Source organism: Pseudomonas sp. RW3S2 (assembly GCF_014268955.1).
Taxonomy (GTDB): Bacteria; Pseudomonadota; Gammaproteobacteria; order Pseudomonadales; family Pseudomonadaceae; genus Aquipseudomonas; species Aquipseudomonas wayambapalatensis.
Genome location: NZ_JABWRM010000027.1, coordinates 1 through 22387 on the forward strand (window position 1 = coordinate 1; position 22387 = coordinate 22387).

Consider the following 22387-nt stretch of genomic DNA (forward strand, 5'->3'; position numbering starts at 1 on the left):
CTGGAGCGGGAAACGAGACTCGAACTCGCGACCCCGACCTTGGCAAGGTCGTGCTCTACCAACTGAGCTATTCCCGCGTCGTGATGGGTGCCATTCTAGCGAACTGCCAGGGAAGGTCAACCCCTTGATTCAAAAAAAGTTTTACTTCTGCTCGGAGCCTTCGCGCAGGTGCGGCCAGGCCGCCAGCAGGTAATGCACCATCGACACCAAAGTCAGGCCTGCGGCCACCAGCAACAGCCCGTAACCGAGTGCGACCCAGAAGGTCAGCACCGGCGGATTGCCCAGCAGAATGACCAGCGCCAGCATCTGCGCTGCGGTCTTCCACTTGCCCAGGTTCGACACCGCCACATGCGCCCTCGCCCCCAGTTCGGCCATCCACTCGCGCAATGCCGATACCACGATCTCACGGCCGATGATCACTGCGGCGGGCAGCGTCAGCCAGAAGTTGGCGTGCACCTGCACCAGCAACACTAACGCCACGGCAACCATCAGTTTGTCGGCGACAGGATCCAGGAACGCCCCGAACGGCGTGCTTTGTTGAAGACGACGGGCCAGATAGCCATCGAGCCAGTCAGTCGCGGCGGCGATGGCGAACACGCTGCTGGCGGCTACGTAACTCCAGTGATAAGGCACGTAGAACAGCAGAATGAAGATCGGGATGAGCAGGACGCGTAGAACGGTGAGCAGGTTTGGAATATTCATCGGTACGACTGGCTGCGAGTTGAACCCGGCATTCTACTCGCTATGCAGGCTCGCATAAATCGACTCGGCAAGCTTTTTACTGATGCCAGGCGCCTTGGCAATCTCGTCGACACTGGCGCGGTTGAGCTCCTGCAAGCCGCCGAAATGTTTCAGCAGGTCGCGGCGGCGCTTCGGTCCGACCCCTGCGACGTCTTCCAGACTTGACGTGCGGCGGGCCTTGCCGCGACGTGCGCGGTGACCGGTGATGGCAAAACGGTGCGCTTCATCGCGAATCTGCTGAATCAGGTGCAGTGCCAGTGAGTCGCCCTTGAGGGTGAATTCGTGGGCGACATCGTTGAGATACAACGTCTCGAACCCGGCCTTGCGGGTCACTCCCTTGGCCACCCCGAGCAAGGTGAGGTCACTCAGCGCCAGCTCCTGCATGACTTCACGCGCCATGTTCAACTGCCCCTTGCCGCCGTCGACCAACAGCACATCGGGCAACTTGCCCTCGCCGTCCTTGATTCGCCCGAAACGACGGGTCAGGGCCTGGTGCATGGCTGCATAATCGTCACCGGCAGTCACGCCTTCGATGTTGAAGCGACGATAGTCGGACTTGAGCGGGCCTTCCGGGCCGAACACCACGCATGAGGCCACGGTAGCCTCGCCGCTGGAGTGGCTGATGTCGTAGCACTCCAGGCGCTGCGGTACTTCCGGCAGGTTGAGCACCTGAGCCAAGGCTTCGAAACGCGCGGCCATGTGCTGGCGGTTGGCCAGACGCGCACTGAGCGCCTGCTCGGCGTTGGTCACTGCCAGTTGCTGCCAGCGCGCCCGAGTCCCTCGGACTCTATGGCTGATGGCGAGGTCGCGACCGCGCAAGGTCTGTACCGCTTCAGTGATGGCCTGGAAGTCCTCGTGGACCACATTGACGATCAGCTCCCCCGGCAGCTCTCGCTCGGCGTTGCCCAGATAGTACTGGGAGAGGAAGGCCGCCATGACTTCGGCCACCTCCTCCTCGATACCCACCTGCGGGAAGAAGTTCTTGCTCCCCAGCACCCGCCCGCCGCGTACGCTGATCAGGTGCACACAGGCCCCGCCCGGGTTGACGAAGGCAGCGACCACATCGACGTCGCCAGATCCCCCTTCCATGTACTGCTGGTCCTGAACCCGACGCAACAAGGCGATCTGGTCGCGCAGCTCGGCGGCCTTCTCGAAATTCAGCGCCATGGCAGCCTGTTCCATCTCGGCGTTGAGCTCGTTGCCCAGTTGCTGGCTACGCCCCTCGAGGAACATCACAGAATGGCGTACGTCTTCGGCATACTCCTCGGGTGCGACCAGGCCGACGCACGGCCCCTTGCAGCGCTTGATCTGATATTGCAGGCACGGACGGGTGCGGTTGGCGTAGTAACTGTCCTCGCACTGACGTACCGAGAACGCTTTCTGCAGCAGGCTCAGGCTTTCACGTATAGCCCCGGCGCTTGGATAAGGGCCGAAGTAGCGCCCCTTGGCTTTTTTCGGACCACGATGGATGCCCAAGCGTGGGAAATCGCCGTCGGAAAGGAAGACGTATGGGTAGGATTTGTCGTCGCGCAACAAAATGTTGTAGGGCGGACGCCACTCCTTGATCAGCGTCTGCTCGAGCAGCAGCGCCTCGGTCTCGTTGGCGGTGATGGTGGTTTCGACCTGAGCGATGCGCCCCACCAGGGCAGCCGTCTTCGGCGCCAGGCCAGTCTTGCGGAAATAGCTGGCCAGACGCTTCTTGAGGTTCTTGGCCTTGCCCACGTAGAGCAGCCGGGACTCGGCATCGAACATCCGGTACACGCCCGGGCGACCGCTACAGGTCGCCAGGAACGCGCTGGCATCAAAGAGTTGGGACATGGGGGATTACAGGCTTGCGTCAACCATACCGTGGCGAACGGCCAGCAATGTCAGTTCGACGTCGCTGGTGACCGAGAGTTTTTCGAAGATCCGATAACGGTAAGTATTGACGGTCTTGGGGGACAGACACAACTTGTCAGAGATGATCTGCACTTTCTGGCAGCCAACAATCATCAGGGCAATCTGGATTTCCCGCTCCGACAGCGTATCGAACGGTGACCCCTGAGGCTGGAACGATTTGAGTGCCAGCTGCTGGGCGATCTGCGGGCTGATATAGCGCTGCCCCGCAAAGGCCAGGCGGATGGCCTGGACCATTTCGTCGAGCCCCGCGCCCTTGGTCAGGTATCCCGCCGCGCCTGCCTGCAGCAAGCGCGTGGGGAACGGGTCTTCCTCGCACACGGTGACGGCCACCACTTTGGTGTCCGGGTGGCTGCGAAGCAATTTGCGCGTGGCTTCCAGACCACCGATTCCGGGCATCTTGACGTCCATGAGGACCACGTCCGGTTTCAGCTCACGTGCAAGCTTCAGAGCGGCCTCGCCCGAATCCGCCTCGCCGACCACTTGCAGACCATCGATATCGGCCAGCATGCGCGTGATGCCGGTACGCACCAGATCGTGATCATCGACCACAACTACCCTAATCAAGCAGACACCTCGTCATGGGGGCGATTGGATCCGGCCACCTTAACAAAAAATTTCATCGCGAACCTAGCGCAAAGCGTCATTGACATATGGCTGCCGGTCCCCCCTTCGCAGGCGAGTATTTTCGTGGCTTTCGTGGTCTGCAGCCAGACGCCCGACCAGGTGCCAGATCGCCGCCCGATCGGCTGAAGTCAGTCGTCGCAAGATCCCCAGCAGTCGGCTCTCGTCGCCACTGAGGCTTTCCAATGGCGCTGGCGTGCGCAATCCGCTGAGTACGTAAAGGGCATCGACGCCCTTGGCTGCGAGCGCAGCCAGATAATCAATGCGTGGCGTGCGTTCGCCGCTTTCGTATTTGCCCTGGGCGTTGGGCTCGACCCCGCCTATGTCGCCGAACACTCGCTGGGTCAATCCCAAACGTTCGCGCTCTTCCCTCAAACGCAGACCGAATCCTTTCATTCGACTCCCTTCCTCCCTCGATCAAATACACTTGGGCGCGTCCGGCACCCGGGCGAATAGCCACGAATCCAGTTGGCACTATGCACATTGGATCCAACCAATACAAGCTACCATTACGCCACTTGTCTAAACCTGTACCTACAAAACCCGTATGATGCGGAATCAAGACCTCGCACTCGCGACCATGACATTGCGCTGCATGCGAACGAAGCAGTCGTCCTCCCCCATTTCGACAAAGCCCGAACGTGCATAGAGTCGCCTGGCCGGGTTACTGCGAAACACCATCAGGCGCAGCAGCGGCAAACGACGTCGCGCTGCCCATTCGGCCAACTGCTCCAGTACCCACCCCCCGATGCCGTGCCCGCGGTGCTCGGGCAGCAGGTGCAGTTCGCGAATGAACAAGGCCTGACGGTCCTGGCTGAGGCTGCAGAAGCCCAGCACCTGCTCGCCCTCCTTCACCAGCCACTGCTCGCGCCAGCCCCAGGCTTCGTCAAAAGCCTCTTCGATCCACAACAGGTCGAACTCGCGGTAATACGGGAGCATGGCACGGCGCGTCAGATCGCGGGCGAAGGTCCGACAGTCAGCAGTGGCCGGAACGAGTTCACGTGACATTGGGGTCATTGCATCGCTATCCGGCAAATTCATGGGCATGACACGTCGGCGAACTGCCCGGTCCCGCCTTGCACAGTTTGCGTGGCCACAAGCGATCGGCCAGCACGCGTTGGCCGTACTCAGGCGAAGCCGATTGATACACGCGTTTGCAACATATCATCGAATTCTCCGGCGCTATTTTCACCTTCAACCTACGATCTACATTGACCAAGGTCACGCGACAGCCACTCGACCGACACCACGCCGCTGACCCGCAGCCCCTTGCCGGAGACAAAAAAGAGGCCGCGCAGGCGGCCTCGATCAGGTCATCCCGGAATTTTCAGCCCACGCTGCACCGCAGGACGTTCCAGGAATTTTGCCAACACTCGCTGCACATCCTTGAACTGGTCAAAGCCCAACAGATCACGGGCGTTGTAGCGGTCCACCAGATTGCGCACCCAGGGGAAGATGGCGATATCGGCGATACTGTACTCATCGACCATCCACTCACGGCCCTTCAGGTGACGATCGAGCACACTGAGCAAGCGCTTGGATTCGTTGACGTAACGATCACGCGGACGCTTGTCCTCGTAATCCTTGCCAGCGAAGAAATGGAAGAACCCCACCTGGCCAAACATGGGCCCGACGCCGCCCATCTGGAACATCAACCACTGCAAGGTCTGATAGCGCTGGGCGGGGTCCTGACTGAGCAACTTGCCGGTCTTTTCTGCCAGGTACTGGAGAATCGCCCCCGACTCGAAAAGCGGCAACGCCCGTCCATCCGGACCGGCAGGATCGAGAATCGCAGGAATCTTGTTGTTGGCGCTGAGCGAGATGAACTCGGGGGTCAACTGATCGTTGGTCTCGAAGCTGACCTTGTGCACCTCGTAGGGCAGGCCGATCTCTTCGAGCATGATCGAGACCTTGACGCCATTGGGTGTGGCCAGAGAATAGAGTTGCAAGCGCTCGGGGTGCTGCGCCGGCCACTTCTGCGTGATGGGAAATGCGGACAGATCGGTCATGGTCGATTCCGAATGCGAGGGGACCATCACTCTAGAACCAACGTCAATGTTTGACCATGGCCTTTTCGGTATCGAGGGTGACGCACCCGCACGGGTGCGCCCCCTGTCGTACGATCAATAGCGTGGCAGTACGGGCTGGGCACCGTTGGAGATGACCACTTCGACGCGCCGGTTGAGCTGGCGCGACTGTGCATCGGCATTGCTTGCTACCGGATACTCCTTGCCGTAGCCGGCAGTGACCATGCGATCACCGGCCACGCCCTGACGACGCAGGGCATTGGCCACCGCCGCCGCACGCTGCTCGGACAATCGCTGGTTGAGCGCATCGCTGCCAGTCGAGTCGGTGAAACCTTCGATCAGTACCTTGCGCTCTGGGTTCTGTTCCAGGTAATGCGCGAGTTGCTGGATGTTACGATGGCTGCCGCCACGCAGTTCGGCACGTCCTGTATCGAACAGCACATCGCCGAAGGTGATGACCGTGCCACGGTCACTGGGTTTGGCATTGAGGTTCTGCAACGCCTTGAGCTGGGCGGTCCGTACATCCAGACGCGCCTGGGTGCGCTGGGCTTCGATGCCCTGCAGGCCGGTTTCAGCCTGACGCAACAAGATGGTCTGCTCGGCAGTTTCGATCCTGCGGTTGGCAAGATAGGCGAGCTGAGTCACCTCGGCGCTCTTGCGGTCCTTGAGCGAAGCCTGCTCGGCTCGTCCCAGGGCGCTATAGGCCTCACGGGTTTCCAGTGCAGCAACGCGGCTCGCCTCAGGCTTTGCCTGCAGCACCGAATACGCCTCACGCGCTTCAAGCAACCCAGGGTTTTCCGGAGTGGTACCACAACCGGCCAGCATCAGAGCGAGGACCGAGACACCCGGCAGCAGATGGAATTTCGACATGATGGTTCTCCTCAGCGGGGGGTAGCGGTGGCTTGCGGGGCTTCGAGCAATTCCTGCTTGAGCACCTCGATGCCTTGGCGGGCAGTGTCCAGCTGGGCTTTGGTCTTGCGTGCAGCAGCCTTGCGCTCGGCCAGACGGGCATCGGCCTCGGCCTGCTCGGCAAGTGTCTTCACCTGAGCGGCATTTTTCTCACCCAGCGCGCGCTCCATGGCGTTGAGTTTGTCCTGGGCAGCACGCATCTCCACCGGTGCGTACTGCGTGGCGTCAGCAGAGACCGCTCGGTTGACCGCGCTTCGGGTCAGCTCGATCTGCTCGCCAGGCATGAACGAACTGGCGCAGCCACTCAGGGCCAGAATCAGGCCGGCGGCAGGCAGGGACTTGATAGTGAATCGCGCAGGCATTGAACAACTCCTCGTGAGTTGACGACACACGAACACTGGGCTCCCTCCGTGTTCGTGCGGTGATGGTCGAAAGGATTCAGAGGGCACGGTCGATGTTCATGATGCGGGCGGTTTCAGCCGCTACGAGAGGGGAGCAATCGGTGAGAAACGTAGAACATCAATGCCAGTCTCTTGGAAAAGCATTGCAAGACTATTCCGCAGACCTTGAACACCACATGGGAATTATCCGAACCAACCACTAGGAATTTTCGACAAACCGCATGCTGCATCGGGTAGCCGATGGCTACCCGCCCCAACCGTTCAGCTACGCTCGTGCGCTTGCCGCTTGAGCTTTTCGGTGTCCACACGCACGAACACAGAATCGGCGCTGACGGTCAGCACATCCCCGGCCCAGACTTCGCAGATGACCCGGCTCTTGCGCCCGACCTCGCCTTCGACCCTGGCCTTGAGCAGAAGCTCAACGCCCATGGGCGTGGGCTTGAGGTAAGTCAGGTTGAGGGTGCCGGTGACACAGTCGATACGCGGCAAGCTGCCCGGCTCGCGCCCTTCTGCCCGGTAGTGGTAGGCCATTGCGGTCCAGTTGGAATGGCAGTCCACCAGCATCGCCAGCAGGCCACCGTAGACCAATCCGGGCCAGCCGATGAAGCTACTGTCAGGCGAGTGCCGGCAGAGCAGGTGCACGCCGTCGCTGTCCCAGCGGCTCTGGATATGCAGGCCACTGGGGTGGGAACAACCGCAGCCATAGCAGGAGCCTTCGGGCGCCGCCAGTTGCTGGAGGGAGAGTGCTTTCTCGTTCATACGCTTCCTGTGCTTGTTGGAATGGGAAGGATGGTGGGAGGATGGTAGCGCTCCCCCCGTCCTTGTGCACTCACCTGCAGCGCCAACACAGGATGAGCGCAAGCGTCAAACGACTTGCACCCGACCAGACCTCTCTCGCCGCCGTGTCACGGAGATCAGCAGGATCACCGCCGTAACCCCGGCCGTCATCAAGGTTTCGTAGCGATAGGCATCGCTGAACAGCATGTACCCCAGCACCAGCACGATAGTCCCGATCACCAGCCAGGTGAGCCATGGGAACAACCACATCTTCAATGCAAGCTCCGTCCCCTCACGCTCAGCCCGCGCACGCATGCGCAGTTGCGAAACGGCAATCACCAGGTACACCAGCAGGGCGATGGCCCCCGTGGTCGACAACAGGAAACCGAACACCTTGCCCGGGAACACATAGTTGACGAAGCAGCCGGCGAAACCCGCCAACGTCGAAAGGATCACTGCTACGGTCGGCACACCAGCCCCGGAAATCCGCCGGGTCATGCTCGGCGCCTCGCCGCGAGCGCCCAACGAATAGAGCATCCGCGAGGCCGTGTAGAGCCCGGAGTTCATGCAACTGGTCACCGCCACCAACACCACCAGATCGACCACCAGCTTGGCGCCCGGCACATTGAGCACCTCAAGCACGCGCTGGAACGAGCCCACTGCCTTGAGCCCCGGATCGTTCCAAGCCACCAGCGATACCACCAGAAAGATCGAAGCCAGGTAGAAGATGGCGATGCGGTACACCACCAGGTTTGTGGCGCGACGGATCTTTTCCTTGGGGTTGGCGGTTTCATCGGCGGCAATGGTGACGATCTCGGCACCGAAGAACGAGAAGATCGTGATCAGCACGCCCCCCAGCACCGTGCCGAAGCCATTGGGCATGAAACCTCCGTTGGCCCACAACTGACTGACACCTGAGACCTTGGCCAACGGCCAGACACCGAACAGTGCCAGGCTGCAGATGATGATGAAGGCGAGAATCGCGACCACCTTGATCAACGCGAACCAGTACTCGAAGGCGCCGAAGTTCTTCACGCTGACCAGGTTGGTCCCCGACAGCAGCACCATGATCAGGAAGGCGAATAGCCAGGACGGCACATCGGGAAAATAGGCATGGAGGATGTCGGCGCCAGCGATCGCCTCGACCGGGATGATCAATACCCAGAACCACCAGTACAGCCAGCCGATGGTGAAACCGGCCCAAGGTCCGATGGCCTCGGTGGCGTAGGTGGAAAACGAACCGCTGTTGGGGTTGGCGATAGCCATTTCGCCAAGCATGCGCATCACCAGCAGCACCAGCAGGCCGGTCATGGCATAGGAAATGAGGATCGCCGGACCTGCCGTGGCGATGGCGTTGGAGGAGCCGATGAACAAGCCGGCACCAATGATGCCAGCGATGGAAATCATGGACACCTGGCGCGAAGTCAGGCCGTGCTGCAGCGAACGCTGTTTCTTTTGTTGAGACGATGCCATGGGGAACCCTCTGATGGGTCGGCCGCCGCAAAAGGCGGCGATGAGTCTGAGCAGATTTTGTTGTAGGTCTGTGCAGTTGTTTCTTGTTGTTGTGCAGTTTTCGCTGTCACTGCGCACAGGACAGGAAGTTGGGAATAAGGGGTGCTTTTTCTCTTGCCTCTCCATCGGGTTGTAATCGTTGATCCAGGTCAGTATTAATCTATAGGCGTGGCTCAACAAACGACCTTTTAGAAACACATGATTCCGTTTTGGAATGCATTTCTTATTTTTCCTGCCTGGTAACGCCTGTCATGTCCAAACGCCTGATGCCCTCCACCACCGCCCTGCAATGCTTCGAGGCAGCCGCCCGCCACCTTAGCTTTACCCGTGCGGCGCAGGAGTTGCACCTCACCCAGAGCGCAGTGAGCAAACAGGTCGCACAGCTCGAGGACATGTTGTCCCACCCGCTGTTCCAGCGTATTCGCCGACGCCTGCACCTGACCCCGGCAGGCGCGCTGTACCTCACCGAAGTGAACAAGATCCTCACCCAGATCGACATCTCCAGCCGCTACATCCTCAGCTACGGCGACGAGACCGAAGTCCTGCGCATCGCCACCCAACCCACCTTCGGCGCGCGCTGGCTGGTGCCCCACCTCAAGGGTTTCGGCGAACGCCATCCGCGCATCCACCTGGACGTCCGTAACGAACTGGAGCCATTCGACCTCGTGCAGGCCAAGGTCGATATCGCGTTCTTCTTTGGCCAGGGCACCTGGCCCGGCGCCACTTGCCTTGAGCTGTTCAGCGAGGAGGTGGTGCCGGTGTGCGCACCACAACTGTTGCAGGCACATGCTTTCGACAGTGCCCAGTCGCTGACCGAGCACCGTCTGCTGCAATGCGCATCGAGGCCCGAAGCCTGGCACGAGTGGTTCCTTGGGCTGGGGCTGCACAGCCAGAACAGCTACCACGGCCCACGCTTCGACACCTTCTACCTGTGCATCCGCGCAGCCATCGCAGGCTGCGGGATTGCCCTGATTCCGCGTTACCTGGTGGCCGAGGAACTAAGCGAAGGCAAGCTGGTGGTGCCGTGGAATCATCCGGTGGCGAGCAATGGCCGACACTTCATGGCCCATGCCGAGCATGCGGCCGAGGTGCCCAAGGTGAAGGCCTTCGTGGAGTGGATCCTGGAACGGGCAGCTGAAGAGGGTTAAAAGTCGAACTTTGAGAATCCAAGGAATGATCCCAATCGAATAATTCGTTTGCCGAACACACATTCATCGCGCTTGGATAATAAGAAATTCGAACAAGGTTCCGCGCGTCCATGAATCAGGAAAGTATCAGCCAGTCCATCGCCATCGTTCACCCGATCACACTTTCCCATGGCCGCAACGCCGAAGTATGGGATACCGACGACAAGCGCTATATCGACTTCGTCGGCGGTATCGGCGTGCTCAACCTGGGCCACTGCAACCCGGCAGTGGTCGAGGCCATTCAGCACCAGGCCGCCCGCCTGACCCATTACGCCTTCAACGCCGCCCCCCATGCACCCTATGTTGCGGTCATGGAGCAGTTGAGCGCGTTCGTGCCGGTGAGCTACCCGCTTGCAGGCATGCTCACCAACAGCGGCGCCGAAGCTGCGGAGAACGCATTGAAGGTGGCCCGTGGCGCCACCGGCAAGCGGGCCGTCATCGCCTTCGACGGTGGATTCCATGGCCGCACCCTGGCCACCCTCAACCTCAACGGCAAGGTCGCCCCCTACAAGCAACGCGTGGGTGAGCTGCCGGGGCCGGTCTACCACCTACCCTACCCCAGCGCCGACACCGGCGTGACCTGCGACCAGGCGCTCAAGGCCATGGAGCGGCTGTTCGCCGTCGAGATCGCGGTCGAGGATGTGGCAGCCTTCATCCTGGAACCGGTGCAAGGCGAAGGCGGCTTCCTCGCGCTGGACCCCACCTTCGCCCAGGCCCTGCGCCGCTTCTGCGACCAGCATGGCATTCTCATCATCATCGACGAGATCCAGTCCGGTTTCGGACGCACCGGCCAGCGCTTCGCCTTCCCACGCCTGGGCATCGAGCCAGATCTTCTGTTGCTGGCCAAGAGCATCGCCGGCGGCATGCCGCTGGGTGCAGTGGTCGGCCGACGTGAACTGCTGGATGCCCTGCCCAAGGGCGGGCTTGGCGGCACCTATTCAGGTAATCCCATCGCCTGTGCCGCGGCCCTGGCCAGCCTGGCGCAGATGACCGACGAGAACCTCGCCACCTGGGGCGAGCGTCAGGAGCAGGCCATCGTGAGGCGCTTCGAACACTGGAAAAGTAGCGGCCTGTGCCCCTACCTTGGGCGCCTGACCGGCGTCGGCGCGATGCGCGGGATCGAGTTCGTCAACACCGATGGCAGCCCAGCGCCAGCGCAGCTGGCCAAGGTAATGGAGACTGCGCGAGCCAAGGGGTTGCTACTGATGCCCAGTGGCAAGGCCCGCCACATCATTCGTCTGCTGGCACCGCTGACCATCGAAACCGAGGTGCTCGAGGAAGGGCTGGATATCCTCGAACAGTGCCTGACCGCACTGGACTGAGACTCAGAGCCCCAGTTCTTCTGGGGTGAGCATGTCGGACTCGAAGGCGATCCAACCGCCTTCGAGCTCGGCGTGGCCATTGACGATCGGGCCGTAATAGGTCAGGCCGTTCTCAAGCGTGACGCAGATGTGCGTGGCCGACTTTTCAGGCGCCGCGAGCGTACCGACGAAATGCACCTTCTTCAGCGTTTCGCTCACCGCCTCGAGACCGATGCGCATACCTGGGTTCTCCGAGGCCTCGGCGTCCCCGCCACGGTCTTCGGCGCTGACAGTCACAGTGGCGATGTAGGGGTACTTGGTGCTCAAGCGGGGTTACCTCGGGTGGATAGTCGTGTGGGCGCGTAGAGTACGGCAGGTGATCCCTGTTGTCTCTACTGGCCTCTTCACGGGATGGCCTGCAACAGGTGATCTGCCCCCCTCGATCTGTTAGGGTGCCGGGCGATGCACGCCATACCAGACGAGGACACCACGTGAGCGCCGAAGAACCCCTGATCGCCGACCTGTTCGAGGTCGACAAACGCCTGACCCTCAAGCCCGTCGTGGACTTCAACACCTACCTGCGCAACGCCTTTGGTGACGGCGCGTGCCGCTGTCATCGCTGCGTCGAGCTGAACGGCGACGAAAGCAGCTACAGCCACCGCCACACCTTCGAGTTCGATGGCCGCCCGATGCACCGGCGCTTCGCCAACACCGCAGGCAGCGATGTATTGCAAGCCTTGAAGAAAGCCTGGCTGTCATACACCAAGAACGACCTGCCCCTGCTCGGCCAGCTCGATCTGAACACCCTGCGCACCTTCACCGAAACGAACCTGCATGAGCGGCTTGTGGCCCTGCTCCCGGCCAGCGGCCTGGCGCGCGAGGTCGAAGGTACTTGGGTGCTGCAAGCCCAGGCCGACTGACAGCCCGGCGGCGCAGCAGGATTCTCCCGGTCTGCTACCGTGGGAGAATCCTCACCTGCAGGTGACCTGCCATGGCCCGCACAACCCCCATCGAGCTGTACCGCAATATCGGCATCGTCGCCCACGTCGATGCCGGCAAGACCACCACAACGGAACGCATCCTGTTCTACACCGGGGTCAACCACAAGATGGGCGAGGTCCACGACGGCGCCGCGACCATGGACTGGATGGCCCAGGAGCAGGAACGCGGCATCACCATCACCTCGGCGGCGACCACGGCGTTCTGGCAAGGCTCGACCAAGCAATTCGCCGACAAGTACCGCTTCAACATCATCGATACGCCCGGCCACGTCGACTTCACCATCGAGGTGGAGCGTTCGCTGCGCGTGCTCGATGGCGCAGTGGTGGTCTTCAGCGGCGCCGACGGGGTCGAGCCGCAGTCCGAGACGGTATGGCGCCAGGCCAACAAGTACCACGTGCCACGCCTGGCCTATATCAACAAGATGGACCGCCAGGGTGCGGACTTTCTGCGTGTGGTGAAGCAGATCGACCAGCGCCTGGGCCACCACCCGGTGCCCATCCAGTTGGCCATCGGCAGCGAAGAAAACTTCATCGGCCAGATCGACCTGGTGAAGATGAAGGCCATCTACTGGAACGACGCCGACCAGGGCACCAGCTACCGCGAAGAACCGATTCCCGCCGAACTGCAGGCCCTGGCCGACGAATGGCGCGCGCACATGGTCGAGGCCGCGGCCGAAGCCAATGACGAACTGACCCTTAAGTTTCTTGAAGGCGAAGAACTGAGCATCGACGAGATCAAGGCCGCCCTGCGCCAACGCACCATCGCCAACGAGATCGTACCGACCATCCTTGGCTCCTCGTTCAAGAACAAGGGCGTGCCACTGATGCTCGATGCGGTGATCGACTACCTCCCCGCCCCCAGCGAAATCCCTGCAATCAAGGGCACCGACCCGGACGACGAGGAAAAGCACCTTGAGCGCCATGCCGACGACAAGGAACCGTTCTCCGCACTCGCCTTCAAGATCGCCACCGACCCCTTCGTCGGCACCCTGACCTTCGCCCGCGTCTACTCCGGCGTACTCAGCTCCGGCAATGCGGTGCTCAATTCGGTCAAGGGCAAGAAGGAACGCATCGGCCGCATGGTGCAGATGCACGCCAACCAGCGTGCCGAAATCAAAGACGTGTGCGCAGGCGACATCGCCGCGCTGATCGGCATGAAGGACGTGACCACCGGCGACACCCTGTGCGACATCGACAAGCCGATCATCCTCGAGCGCATGGACTTCCCGGACCCGGTGATCTCCGTCGCAGTCGAGCCGAAAACCAAGGCCGACCAGGAGAAGATGGGGATCGCCCTGGGCAAGCTCGCGCAGGAAGACCCCTCGTTCCGCGTGCGCACCGACGAAGAGACCGGGCAGACCATCATCTCCGGCATGGGCGAGCTGCACCTGGACATCATCGTCGACCGCATGCGCCGGGAGTTCAACGTCGAGGCCAATATCGGCAAACCACAGGTCGCCTACCGCGAAAAAATCCGCAACACCTGCGAGATCGAAGGCCGCTTCGTCCGACAGTCTGGCGGACGCGGCCAGTATGGCCACTGCTGGATACGCTTCGCCCCGTGCGACGAAGGCCAGGAAGGCTTGGAGTTCATCAATGAGATCGTCGGCGGCGTGGTGCCGCGCGAATACATCCCGGCGATCCAGAAAGGCATCGAGGAGCAGATGAAGAACGGCGTGCTCGCCGGGTATCCCCTGATCAACCTCAAGGCCGCAGTGTTCGACGGTTCCTACCACGACGTCGACTCCAACGAAATGGCCTACAAGATTGCCGCGTCCATGGCGACCAAGCAGCTGTCTCAAAAAGGCGGCGCAGTTTTGCTGGAGCCGGTGATGAAGGTCGAAGTGGTAACGCCGGAGGAGTACCAGGGCGACATTCTGGGCGACCTCAGCCGTCGCCGCGGGATGATCCAGGATGGTGACGAGACGCCCGCTGGCAAGGTGATTCGCGCCGAGGTGCCATTGGGCGAGATGTTCGGCTACGCCACCTCGATGCGCTCGATGACCCAAGGCCGGGCCAGCTTCTCGATGGAGTTCACGCGCTATGCGGAGGCGCCGGCGAGTATCGCCGATGGCATCGTGAAGAAGAACCGGGGGGAATAGCCCAGGCGACCTCATCGCGGGGCCCGGACTTGCCCCGCGATGGCGTCGGTCTCGCCGACTCAGAACCTCAATGCTGCTCGCCTGCCCGCCGCAACAGCTTCTTGCACCGCTCCGACAGATGCACCACGCGCAGGTGCTTGCCCGCACGGGAATACCGCTCGCGCAGGGTCTTCAACGCGGCGATCGCCGAGTAGTCGACGAAACTCAGGTGCTTGCAGTCCAGCGTCACGCTCTGCGGATCCTGCGCCGGATCGAACTGCTCGAGAAACGGTGTGGTCGAGGCGAAGAACAAGGTGCCGTGCACTTGGTAAATCTTGCCGCCCTGGCCGTCCTCGTGGCTATCGGCATACAGCTCACGAGCATGCTGCCAGGCGAAGTTGATGGCCGCGATGACAATCCCGAACAGCACCGCAGTGGCCAGGTCCGTCAGTACCGTGACCACCGTTACTGCAATGATCGCCAACACATCGCTTTTCGGCACCTTGTGCAGCACTCGCAGCGACGCCCAGGCAAAGGTCTGCTGCGCCACGACGAACATCACCCCGACCAGTGCGGCCAGGGGAATACGCTCGATCAGCGGCGAAAGGAACAACACGAACAGCAGGATCATCACCCCCGCCACTACGCCCGACAGCCGACCGCGGCCATTGGAACTCAGGTTGATCACGGTCTGGCCGATCATCGCGCAGCCGCCCATGCCACCGCACAGCCCCGACACCATGTTGGCCGCGCCCAGGGCCACACATTCACGATCAGGGAAACCGCGGCTCTCGGTGATCTCATCGGTGAGATTGAGGGTCAGCAGGGTTTCCAGCAGACCGACCATGGCCATCAACAGCGCATAGGGGGCGATGATCTTGAGCGTCTCGAGGTTCCAGGGCACCTCCGGCCAGGCCAGTTGCGGCAGGCCACCGGCGATGTGCGCCATGTCGCCGAGGGTGCGGGTCGGCAGCTCGAGCAGGTAGACCAGCAGGCCCACACCGAGAATAGCCACCAGCGCAGGCGGCACCGCGCGGGTCAGCTTCGGCAGTACGTAGACCACCAGCATCGTCAGGGCTACCAGACCGACCATCAGCAGCAGCGGCTTCCCGCCGAGCCAGTGCTCGCCGTCCTTGAAATGCTCGAGCTGGGCCATGGCGATGACGATGGCCAGGCCATTGACGAAGCCAAGCATCACCGGGTACGGCACCAGCCGCACCAGCTTGCCAAGGCGCAGCACGCCGAACAGAATCATCACGATCCCGCCAAGCAGCACCGTGGCCAGCAGATACTGGGCACCGTGCTGCACGACCAGTGCGACGATCACCACCGCCATCGACCCGGCTGCGCCGGAGATCATTCCTGGGCGACCGCCGAACAACGCGGTCAGCGTGCAAATGATGAAGGCACCGTAGAGCCCCATCAGCGGATTGAGGTGCGCCACCAGGGCAAAGGCGATGCACTCGGGCACCAGGGCGAAGGAGGTGGTCAGGCCAGCGAGGACGTCGGCGCGAAGTCGGGCGGGTTTCATGTAGATCCTGTGAAGTGTCCAGTCATGGCGACGGCGCGCGCGCAATGGGAGCAACCCATCACCCACGCAGAAGCAAAAACGAAGGGCGCGATGTTACGGAATTTGTCTGACAGCGGCCACCGCCGCTCTGCTCAGCGCACCCGCTCCCGGCTCTGCACCGCAAGATCCAGCGCGCGGTGCATGTCCAGTCGTGCCGAGCGGCCCAGGTCGGGATCATTGAGACGACCATTGCGCTCCGACGGCAGGATCGGCGCAGTCAGGTCCTCGGCATCCATCGCCTCGAAGTCCTGTTCAGAGCCCATGGTCAGGGAGCTGCGGCGCAGCAACATACGCACCTGCTCGGGCGTAAGCTGCGGATTGATCGACAACATCGCTGCCACCGTCGAAGCCACCAACGGCGTCGCGTAGGACGTACCGCAGTGCGGCTTGCCAGCATCGGCAGGTTGCAGACAGGCCGCTGCACTGACATCCACACGCATGTCGACATTGGAGCTGCGGCGCTTGACCACATGCTGCGGATCCTCGACCGCGGTGTCGCGCTCGCCGCGTTGATGCCCGCCCACCACCAGCAACTGCTCGGTCACGAACGACGATGGCAAACGGTATTCATCAGTGCCAGACCATGACGAGCCATTGCCCGCCGAATTGACCACCACCACATCCGGGTGCTCGCTGCGCAGCCATAGGAAGAATTCCTCGAGCAACTCCTCGTAGCCACTCATGGCCAACCCCGAGCGCACCAGCGAATCGACCTCGTCGCCCTCCACGTTTTTGGCGCCCACGCGGTGGATACCCCAACTCCAGTTGAGCACCCGTACGCCGTCCTCGACCAGGTTGACCGACGCGGCGATGTTGGCGGTGATACCTGCATCCGAGTTGCGCTCGACGATCACCTCGAACCCGGGGCTGGCCTTGCCCAGGCCGCTGAGAAAGCCACCTCCCGCCCCCTCCCCGCGCCCGGCCAGGATACCGGCGACGTGGCTGCCGTGGCTCTGCGCACGTGCGCCGTCGCGGCCGTAAAGGCAGGTCTGTCTTGGCCAGCAGGCGCCGCGATAAACCTGAAAGGGCGCAGCGTCGAAATCCAGCTCGCGCTCGATCACGCCCACACGTATCGGCTGTACAGGCACGTTCGAGGCCGGGACTCGGCGCTGGTAGTAGTACAGGGCATCCGTGAAACGATTGGCCGCCCACTCATCGGCCTGGTCGATGACCGTAGCCTTGCCGCCCTCGCCTTCCTCACCTCGCTCCGGCGCCGACTCTTCGACGATCACCGCGTCCACGCTTATCTCGCTGCCCATGCGCAGGATCATCGCATCGCGCTGTACAAGATCACGTACCGGAAGGCGCAGTTGGTAGACGTTCAACGGCGGGATCGCCCCCACCACCTGCGCACCATATTTGTTGGCGATACGTTGCGCCTCCTCGCGCCCGTTGTGCTTTTCCTCGATCAACAGGCTGACCAGGTCGAGGTAGGTGGTCAGGCCGTCCATGTTCCTGGCCACCTCGTGCGAGCCTGCGGCGACCACATGGCTGCGCTGGCGAGTGAGCCAGACCGGATTGCTTTTCTGCCCGCTGACCTGCAGCCACAAAGCAGCGCTCGGACCGGGCTGGTCGAGCGTGAACTCGAGCCTGTCGCCCTCGCGCTGCACGGCATTGGCAGGCAAGGCCCGGTCACCCAGCCACACCTGTGGAGCCTGGTGCTCCAGACCTTGCGCGCGCAGGCACCAGTGCTGCGAGGCCTCGGACAGCAAATCGCCGCAGCGCTGCAACTGCTGGATGCGCGGTTCGGCGATGGCACTCTGTCCAAGAACAAGCAACAACAAAGGTAGGTAGTGCTTCATGCTGAAGGTCTGCAATGGTCTTTTTGCTGCGACCCCAGCGCTCAGGCGATGGTTCAGCTGTTGACGGTAGCCCTCGAAAGCTCCGCAGCCGCACTGCAAATTTCAAATCCCTGTGATCCAGACACGGCACAATGCTGGCAAATTTGCCATCATGTCTATTCAACCTGCGGAGACCACCTACATGCCGCTACGCCCCCTTGTCACCGCCCTGCTGCTGGCGGCCAGCCTCACCGCACAGGCGGCCACCGAAGTCGTGCCGCTGCAGCACCGCAGCAGCGCCGAGCTGCTGCCGACCGCCCAGTCCTTTCTTGGAAAGGACGGAACCGTCAGCGCCTTCGAGAACAAATTGATCGTCAATGCCAGCCCGGAACGCATCGACGACCTGCGCGCCTTGCTACAGCAGTTGGACACTGCGCCCAAACGCCTGCTGATCAGCGTTGACAACAACGACAGCAACTACCAGGTCAACCGCGGCAACGCCCGGGTCATCCAGTACGGCACCAGCAACCGCGAAGGCGGCCTGCAGCAGATCCAGGCCAGCGAAGGCCAGCCGGCACTGATCCAGATCGGCCAGAGCATCCCCATCACCAGCACCTCGACCGATGGTTACGGACGCATCCAGAGCGACACCCAATACCGCAATGTAACCCAGGGTTTCTACGTCACGCCGAGCGTCAGCGGTGAAACGGTTCGTCTGCAAATCAGCACCAATAATGATCGAATGAGCCAGGAACGCCAGGATGTAGTGAAAGTGCAGAGCACCGACACGACCATCTCGGGCAAGCTCGGCGAGTGGATCACCCTGGCGGGGTACAACCAGCAGAGCCAGGCCGAAAACAGCCCTTCGGCCCTCACCTACAGCACCCAGCGCGGTGAAAACATGACGCTACGCGTCAAAGTCGACCTTCTCGACTGATCCCAGGCAGTTCAAGGCCTCGACCAAGGGCCTTGAAACTGACTGCAGAGTCGCATTAGACCAAAGATGTAGTAAGCCAAAAAAAGCACTACAAAACATTTGACAGGCTCTTTTCGCCAAGGGCATGATGGCCTCGCTCCCGCTAATCAGGGGCCCTGGCAAGGGCCTTCGGGACGCCCTCCCGATACCCCTGGAGGCGTCCTGTGTCTATACGGCCCACAAGGCGGTTCGACGGGATTGCGACTGCAACGAAGAAGTTGTCCCGAGGGACGGAAGCGCATCACCGCAGAACCGGCAATCGACGTCGCACCGCAGCAAGGCATCCACGAGCCGACCTGCTGGGGACACCTTCGCCTGAACTGCACCCCCTTCCCCTTCGAGCCTTCCCCGTTCGCCGCCGCACTCCCCCGGACAGGACAGCCGCCAGGCCTCTGATTCCGCGCCCTGAGCATCCGCACAACTACACTCAAGATCGATGCGACGAGGTTTATTTCCATGGCACTGACACGCGAACAGCAAATTGCAGCCCTCGAGAAAGACTGGGCCGAGAACCCGCGCTGGAAAGGCGTGACCCGTACCTACACCGCCGCCGATGTCGTTCGCCTGCGTGGCTCCCTGCAGCCAGAGCACACCTTTGCTCGTCAAGGCGCAGAAAAACTGTGGAAGCTGGTCACCCAAGGTGCCCACCCGTCCTTCCGGCCCGAAAAAGATTTCGTCAACTGCATGGGCGCCCTCACCGGCGGCCAGGCCGTGCAGCAGGTAAAAGCCGGCATTCAGGCCATTTACCTGTCCGGCTGGCAGGTAGCCGCCGACAACAACTCGGCCGAGTCCATGTACCCTGACCAGTCGCTGTACCCGGTCGACTCCGTACCGACCGTGGTCAAGCGCATCAACAACGCCTTCCGCCGCGCCGACCAGATCCAGTGGAAAGCCGGCAAGAACCCAGGCGACGATGGCTACATCGACTACTTCGCACCGATCGTGGCTGACGCCGAAGCCGGTTTCGGCGGCGTGCTGAACGCCTACGAGCTGATGAAGAACATGATCGAGGCAGGCGCCGCCGGCGTGCACTTCGAAGACCAGCTGGCCTCGGTGAAAAAATGCGGTCACATGGGTGGCAAGGTACTGGTGCCAACCCAGGAAGCCGTACAGAAGCTGGTGGCCGCGCGCCTGGCCGCTGACGTTGCGGGCGTACCGACCATCATCCTCGCCCGCACCGACGCCAACGCTGCTGACCTGCTGACCAGCGACTGCGACCCTTACGACCAGCCGTTCGTGATCGGCGAGCGCACCCGTGAAGGCTTCTACAAGGTCCGTGCCGGCCTCGACCAGGCCATCGCCCGCGGCCTGGCCTACGCCCCGTACGCCGACTTGATCTGGTGCGAAACCGCCAAGCCGGACCTGGACGAAGCCCGTCGCTTTGCCGAAGCGATCAAGAAGGAGTACCCGGACCAACTGCTGTCGTACAACTGCTCGCCATCCTTCAACTGGAAGAAGAACCTGGACGATGCCACCATCGCCAAGTTCCAGCGCGAACTGTCGGCGATGGGCTACAAGCACCAGTTCATCACCCTGGCCGGCATCCACAACATGTGGCACGGCATGTTCAACCTGGCGCACGACTACGCCCGCAACGACATGACCGCCTACGTGAAACTGCAGGAGCAGGAATTCGCCGACGCCAGCAAGGGCTACACCTTCGTGGCGCACCAGCAGGAAGTGGGCACCGGTTATTTCGACGACATGACCACCGTGATCCAGGGTGGCGCTTCGTCGGTGACAGCACTGACCGGTTCGACCGAGGAAGAGCAGTTCCACTGATAGTGGGTTGCTGACAGAGGCCCGGGGCTTGAGAAAGCCCCGGGCTTTCTTTTGCCTGCCGCCCCACCACTGCCTCCCCCTGCAGGCGCCTGATGTCCTGACGACGAGCCAAACCCCGAGATCAGGGCTATGCTTGAGGCAGCACAGCAAGCAAGGACTGCCACATGCCTCGTCCAAGCCAACGCCTGGATGCCCTCTATATTAAGAAGCACAGCCCGCACCCTGCTTGCTCGCTTGCGCCTCCTTGCCATTGCAGCCCGCCCCGTAGCCCCGTCTTTCGCCGAAACATTGACCCGGAGCGGTGCACGAGAACGCTGCAACTGCTAGAACGAGAGTTTTTCTCATTTGCAAGTGACAAGATTGTGAATTGAACTAGGCAGGTAACAGATGAGGAAAGAAACAGCGGCCCAGCCCAAATGATATTAATTATCATTATTAAATTGAAGACTCGTTACGCCAACCAAGAAACATAATTAACAAATCTGGTTGGAATGCCCGAAACTCAAGGCTTTCAGCCATTTACGAAAGATTTTTGTTCTTAATCCTACGAATAAATTTGCGCTGGAAATTTTACTTGCCGTGGGTTTACCCATAAAATCAGCGCGATTGATTCAGCTGCGACATTTGGTCACTGCGTCAGCGACACCGCGTCGCCGCTCTACTTATTTCAGACTGCAGAGCTGGGTCTCTGTATAAGGATTTCAAGCATGTCCGATTCGGCAGGACTCATCGCCCACAACTGGGGCTTTGCCATCTTCCTCCTGGGTGTCGTCGGCCTGTGTGCCTTCATGCTCGGCCTGTCCAGCCTGCTCGGCAGCAAGGCTTGGGGCCGCGCCAAGAACGAACCCTTCGAATCCGGCATGCTGCCCGTCGGCAGCGCCCGCCTGCGCCTGTCCGCCAAATTCTATCTGGTCGCGATGCTGTTCGTGATCTTCGATATCGAAGCCCTCTTTCTCTTTGCATGGTCTGTGTCCGTCCGCGAAAGCGGCTGGACCGGATTCGTCGAAGCTCTCGTTTTCATAGCAATTCTGTTGGCAGGTCTTGTCTACCTTTGGCGCGTCGGTGCTCTTGATTGGGCTCCCGAAGGTCGTCGCAAGCGGCAAGCGAAGCTGAAACAATGAGGCTTTGGCAATGCAATACAATCTCACCAGAATCGATCCGGATGCGCCCAACGAGCAGTACCCGGTAGGTGATCGGGAAACCGTCACCGACCAACTGCTGGAGGACCAGGTCCACAAGAACATCTACATGGGGAAACTCGAAGATGTGCTGCGTGGCGCGGTCAACTGGGGTCGCAAGAACTCCCTCTGGCCGTACAACTTCGGCCTGTCCTGCTGCTACGTGGAAATGACCACGGCCTTCACGGCACCCCACGACATCGCCCGCTTCGGCGCCGAAGTCATCCGGGCGTCGCCGCGCCAGGCTGACTTCATGGTCGTCGCCGGTACCTGCTTCATCAAGATGGCGCCGATCATCCAGCGCCTCTACGAGCAGATGCTCGAACCCAAGTGGGTCATCTCCATGGGTTCGTGCGCCAACTCCGGTGGCATGTACGACATCTACTCGGTCGTTCAGGGGGTCGACAAGTTCCTCCCCGTGGACGTGTACGTGCCTGGCTGCCCGCCGCGCCCCGAAGCCTTCCTGCAAGGCTTGATGCTGCTGCAGGAATCGATCGGCCAGGAGCGACGCCCACTCTCCTGGGTTGTCGGCGATCAAGGCATTTACCGTGCCGAGATGCCCGCCCAGAAGGACCTGCGTCGCGAACAGCGTATCGCGGTAACCAACCTGCGCAGCCCCGACGAAGTCTGATCCAGCGACCTG

The 22387-nt window shown here is 61.5% G+C and carries 21 protein-coding genes, 1 tRNA gene and 1 pseudogene; 8 read left to right on the forward strand and 15 right to left on the reverse strand.

Going from position 1 to position 22387, the window contains the following annotated elements; genetic code table 11:
* Position 1: 1 nt before the first annotated feature.
* The 12 genes and pseudogenes from HU748_RS25005 to HU748_RS25055 form a co-directional block, all read right to left on the reverse strand.
* Positions 2-77 (reverse strand) — tRNA-Gly (locus HU748_RS25005).
* Between the two features lie 64 nt (positions 78-141).
* Complete coding sequence (gene pgsA / locus HU748_RS25010) at positions 142-702, reverse strand: CDP-diacylglycerol--glycerol-3-phosphate 3-phosphatidyltransferase (protein ID WP_054892720.1); 561 nt, start codon at positions 700-702, stop codon at positions 142-144.
* 33 nt (positions 703-735) lie between these two features.
* On the reverse strand, positions 736-2559 hold the full coding sequence (gene uvrC / locus HU748_RS25015; RefSeq protein ID WP_186669748.1) for an excinuclease ABC subunit UvrC: 1824 nt from the start codon (positions 2557-2559) through the stop codon (positions 736-738).
* A gap of 6 nt (positions 2560-2565) precedes the next feature.
* Positions 2566-3204 carry a UvrY/SirA/GacA family response regulator transcription factor gene (uvrY, locus tag HU748_RS25020; protein ID WP_186711131.1) on the reverse strand — a complete coding sequence of 213 codons (639 nt, stop codon included), beginning with the start codon at positions 3202-3204 and terminating at the stop codon, positions 2566-2568.
* Positions 3205-3267: 63 nt separating this feature from the next.
* The gene (locus HU748_RS25025; RefSeq protein WP_186669752.1) at positions 3268-3657 is read right to left on the reverse strand and encodes a helix-turn-helix domain-containing protein; all 390 of its coding nucleotides are present in this window, start codon (positions 3655-3657) and stop codon (positions 3268-3270) included.
* 162 nt (positions 3658-3819) lie between these two features.
* A complete protein-coding gene (locus HU748_RS25030) occupies positions 3820-4269 on the reverse strand; it encodes a GNAT family N-acetyltransferase (protein WP_186722401.1) in 450 nt (149 codons plus the stop codon).
* Positions 4270-4336: 67 nt separating this feature from the next.
* Positions 4337-4429, reverse strand: a pseudogene (locus HU748_RS26660) (DUF488 domain-containing protein); the annotation flags it as partial.
* 145 nt (positions 4430-4574) lie between these two features.
* On the reverse strand, positions 4575-5270 hold the full coding sequence (locus HU748_RS25035; protein WP_186722383.1) for a glutathione S-transferase N-terminal domain-containing protein: 696 nt from the start codon (positions 5268-5270) through the stop codon (positions 4575-4577).
* Positions 5271-5384: 114 nt separating this feature from the next.
* Positions 5385-6158, reverse strand: a complete 774-nt coding sequence (locus tag HU748_RS25040) for an OmpA family protein (protein ID WP_186722385.1) — start codon at positions 6156-6158, stop codon at positions 5385-5387.
* An 11-nt stretch (positions 6159-6169) separates the two neighbouring features.
* On the reverse strand, positions 6170-6559 hold the full coding sequence (locus HU748_RS25045; protein ID WP_186722386.1) for a DUF4398 domain-containing protein: 390 nt from the start codon (positions 6557-6559) through the stop codon (positions 6170-6172).
* Between the two features lie 300 nt (positions 6560-6859).
* Positions 6860-7357, reverse strand: a complete 498-nt coding sequence (locus HU748_RS25050; protein WP_186711134.1) for a PaaI family thioesterase — start codon at positions 7355-7357, stop codon at positions 6860-6862.
* Between the two features lie 105 nt (positions 7358-7462).
* The gene (locus tag HU748_RS25055; protein ID WP_186669762.1) at positions 7463-8848 is read right to left on the reverse strand and encodes an amino acid permease; all 1386 of its coding nucleotides are present in this window, start codon (positions 8846-8848) and stop codon (positions 7463-7465) included.
* 290 nt (positions 8849-9138) lie between these two features.
* On the opposite strand from HU748_RS25055, the gene gcvA reads away from it, so the two are divergent.
* Both gcvA and HU748_RS25065 read left to right on the forward strand, forming a co-directional pair.
* Complete coding sequence (gcvA, locus tag HU748_RS25060; RefSeq protein ID WP_054892712.1) at positions 9139-10035, forward strand: transcriptional regulator GcvA; 897 nt, start codon at positions 9139-9141, stop codon at positions 10033-10035.
* 110 nt (positions 10036-10145) lie between these two features.
* Positions 10146-11396 (forward strand): aspartate aminotransferase family protein, encoded by a 1251-nt coding sequence (locus HU748_RS25065; RefSeq protein ID WP_186669764.1) that lies wholly within the window; start codon positions 10146-10148, stop codon positions 11394-11396.
* A 3-nt stretch (positions 11397-11399) separates the two neighbouring features.
* On the opposite strand, the gene HU748_RS25070 is transcribed toward HU748_RS25065, so the two are convergent.
* Positions 11400-11702 carry a hypothetical protein gene (locus tag HU748_RS25070; RefSeq protein ID WP_186669766.1) on the reverse strand — a complete coding sequence of 101 codons (303 nt, stop codon included), beginning with the start codon at positions 11700-11702 and terminating at the stop codon, positions 11400-11402.
* 164 nt (positions 11703-11866) lie between these two features.
* On the opposite strand from HU748_RS25070, the gene HU748_RS25075 reads away from it, so the two are divergent.
* Together HU748_RS25075 and fusA are read left to right on the forward strand one after the other, a co-directional pair.
* The gene (locus HU748_RS25075) at positions 11867-12295 is read left to right on the forward strand and encodes a hypothetical protein (protein WP_186669768.1); all 429 of its coding nucleotides are present in this window, start codon (positions 11867-11869) and stop codon (positions 12293-12295) included.
* Between the two features lie 71 nt (positions 12296-12366).
* A complete protein-coding gene (gene fusA, locus HU748_RS25080; protein ID WP_186722388.1) occupies positions 12367-14478 on the forward strand; it encodes an elongation factor G in 2112 nt (703 codons plus the stop codon).
* Positions 14479-14545: 67 nt separating this feature from the next.
* On the opposite strand, the gene HU748_RS25085 is transcribed toward fusA, so the two are convergent.
* Positions 14546-15988 (reverse strand): SulP family inorganic anion transporter, encoded by a 1443-nt coding sequence (locus tag HU748_RS25085; protein WP_186669772.1) that lies wholly within the window; start codon positions 15986-15988, stop codon positions 14546-14548.
* Positions 15989-16119: 131 nt separating this feature from the next.
* Positions 16120-17829, reverse strand: a complete 1710-nt coding sequence (locus HU748_RS25090; RefSeq protein ID WP_186722390.1) for a S8/S53 family peptidase — start codon at positions 17827-17829, stop codon at positions 16120-16122.
* A 151-nt stretch (positions 17830-17980) separates the two neighbouring features.
* Between HU748_RS25090 and HU748_RS25095 the strand changes: the two genes are divergently transcribed.
* The 4 genes from HU748_RS25095 to HU748_RS25110 all read left to right on the forward strand — a co-directional run bounded on the left by HU748_RS25095 (position 17981) and on the right by HU748_RS25110 (position 22375).
* Positions 17981-18745 carry a secretin N-terminal domain-containing protein gene (locus HU748_RS25095; protein WP_186722392.1) on the forward strand — a complete coding sequence of 255 codons (765 nt, stop codon included), beginning with the start codon at positions 17981-17983 and terminating at the stop codon, positions 18743-18745.
* Positions 18746-19240: 495 nt separating this feature from the next.
* A complete protein-coding gene (gene aceA / locus HU748_RS25100) occupies positions 19241-20566 on the forward strand; it encodes an isocitrate lyase (protein WP_054892704.1) in 1326 nt (441 codons plus the stop codon).
* 707 nt (positions 20567-21273) lie between these two features.
* Positions 21274-21687 (forward strand): NADH-quinone oxidoreductase subunit A, encoded by a 414-nt coding sequence (locus HU748_RS25105; protein WP_003251427.1) that lies wholly within the window; start codon positions 21274-21276, stop codon positions 21685-21687.
* A gap of 10 nt (positions 21688-21697) precedes the next feature.
* On the forward strand, positions 21698-22375 hold the full coding sequence (locus HU748_RS25110) for an NADH-quinone oxidoreductase subunit B (RefSeq protein WP_186669778.1): 678 nt from the start codon (positions 21698-21700) through the stop codon (positions 22373-22375).
* The last annotated feature ends 12 nt before the right edge of the window (positions 22376-22387 follow it).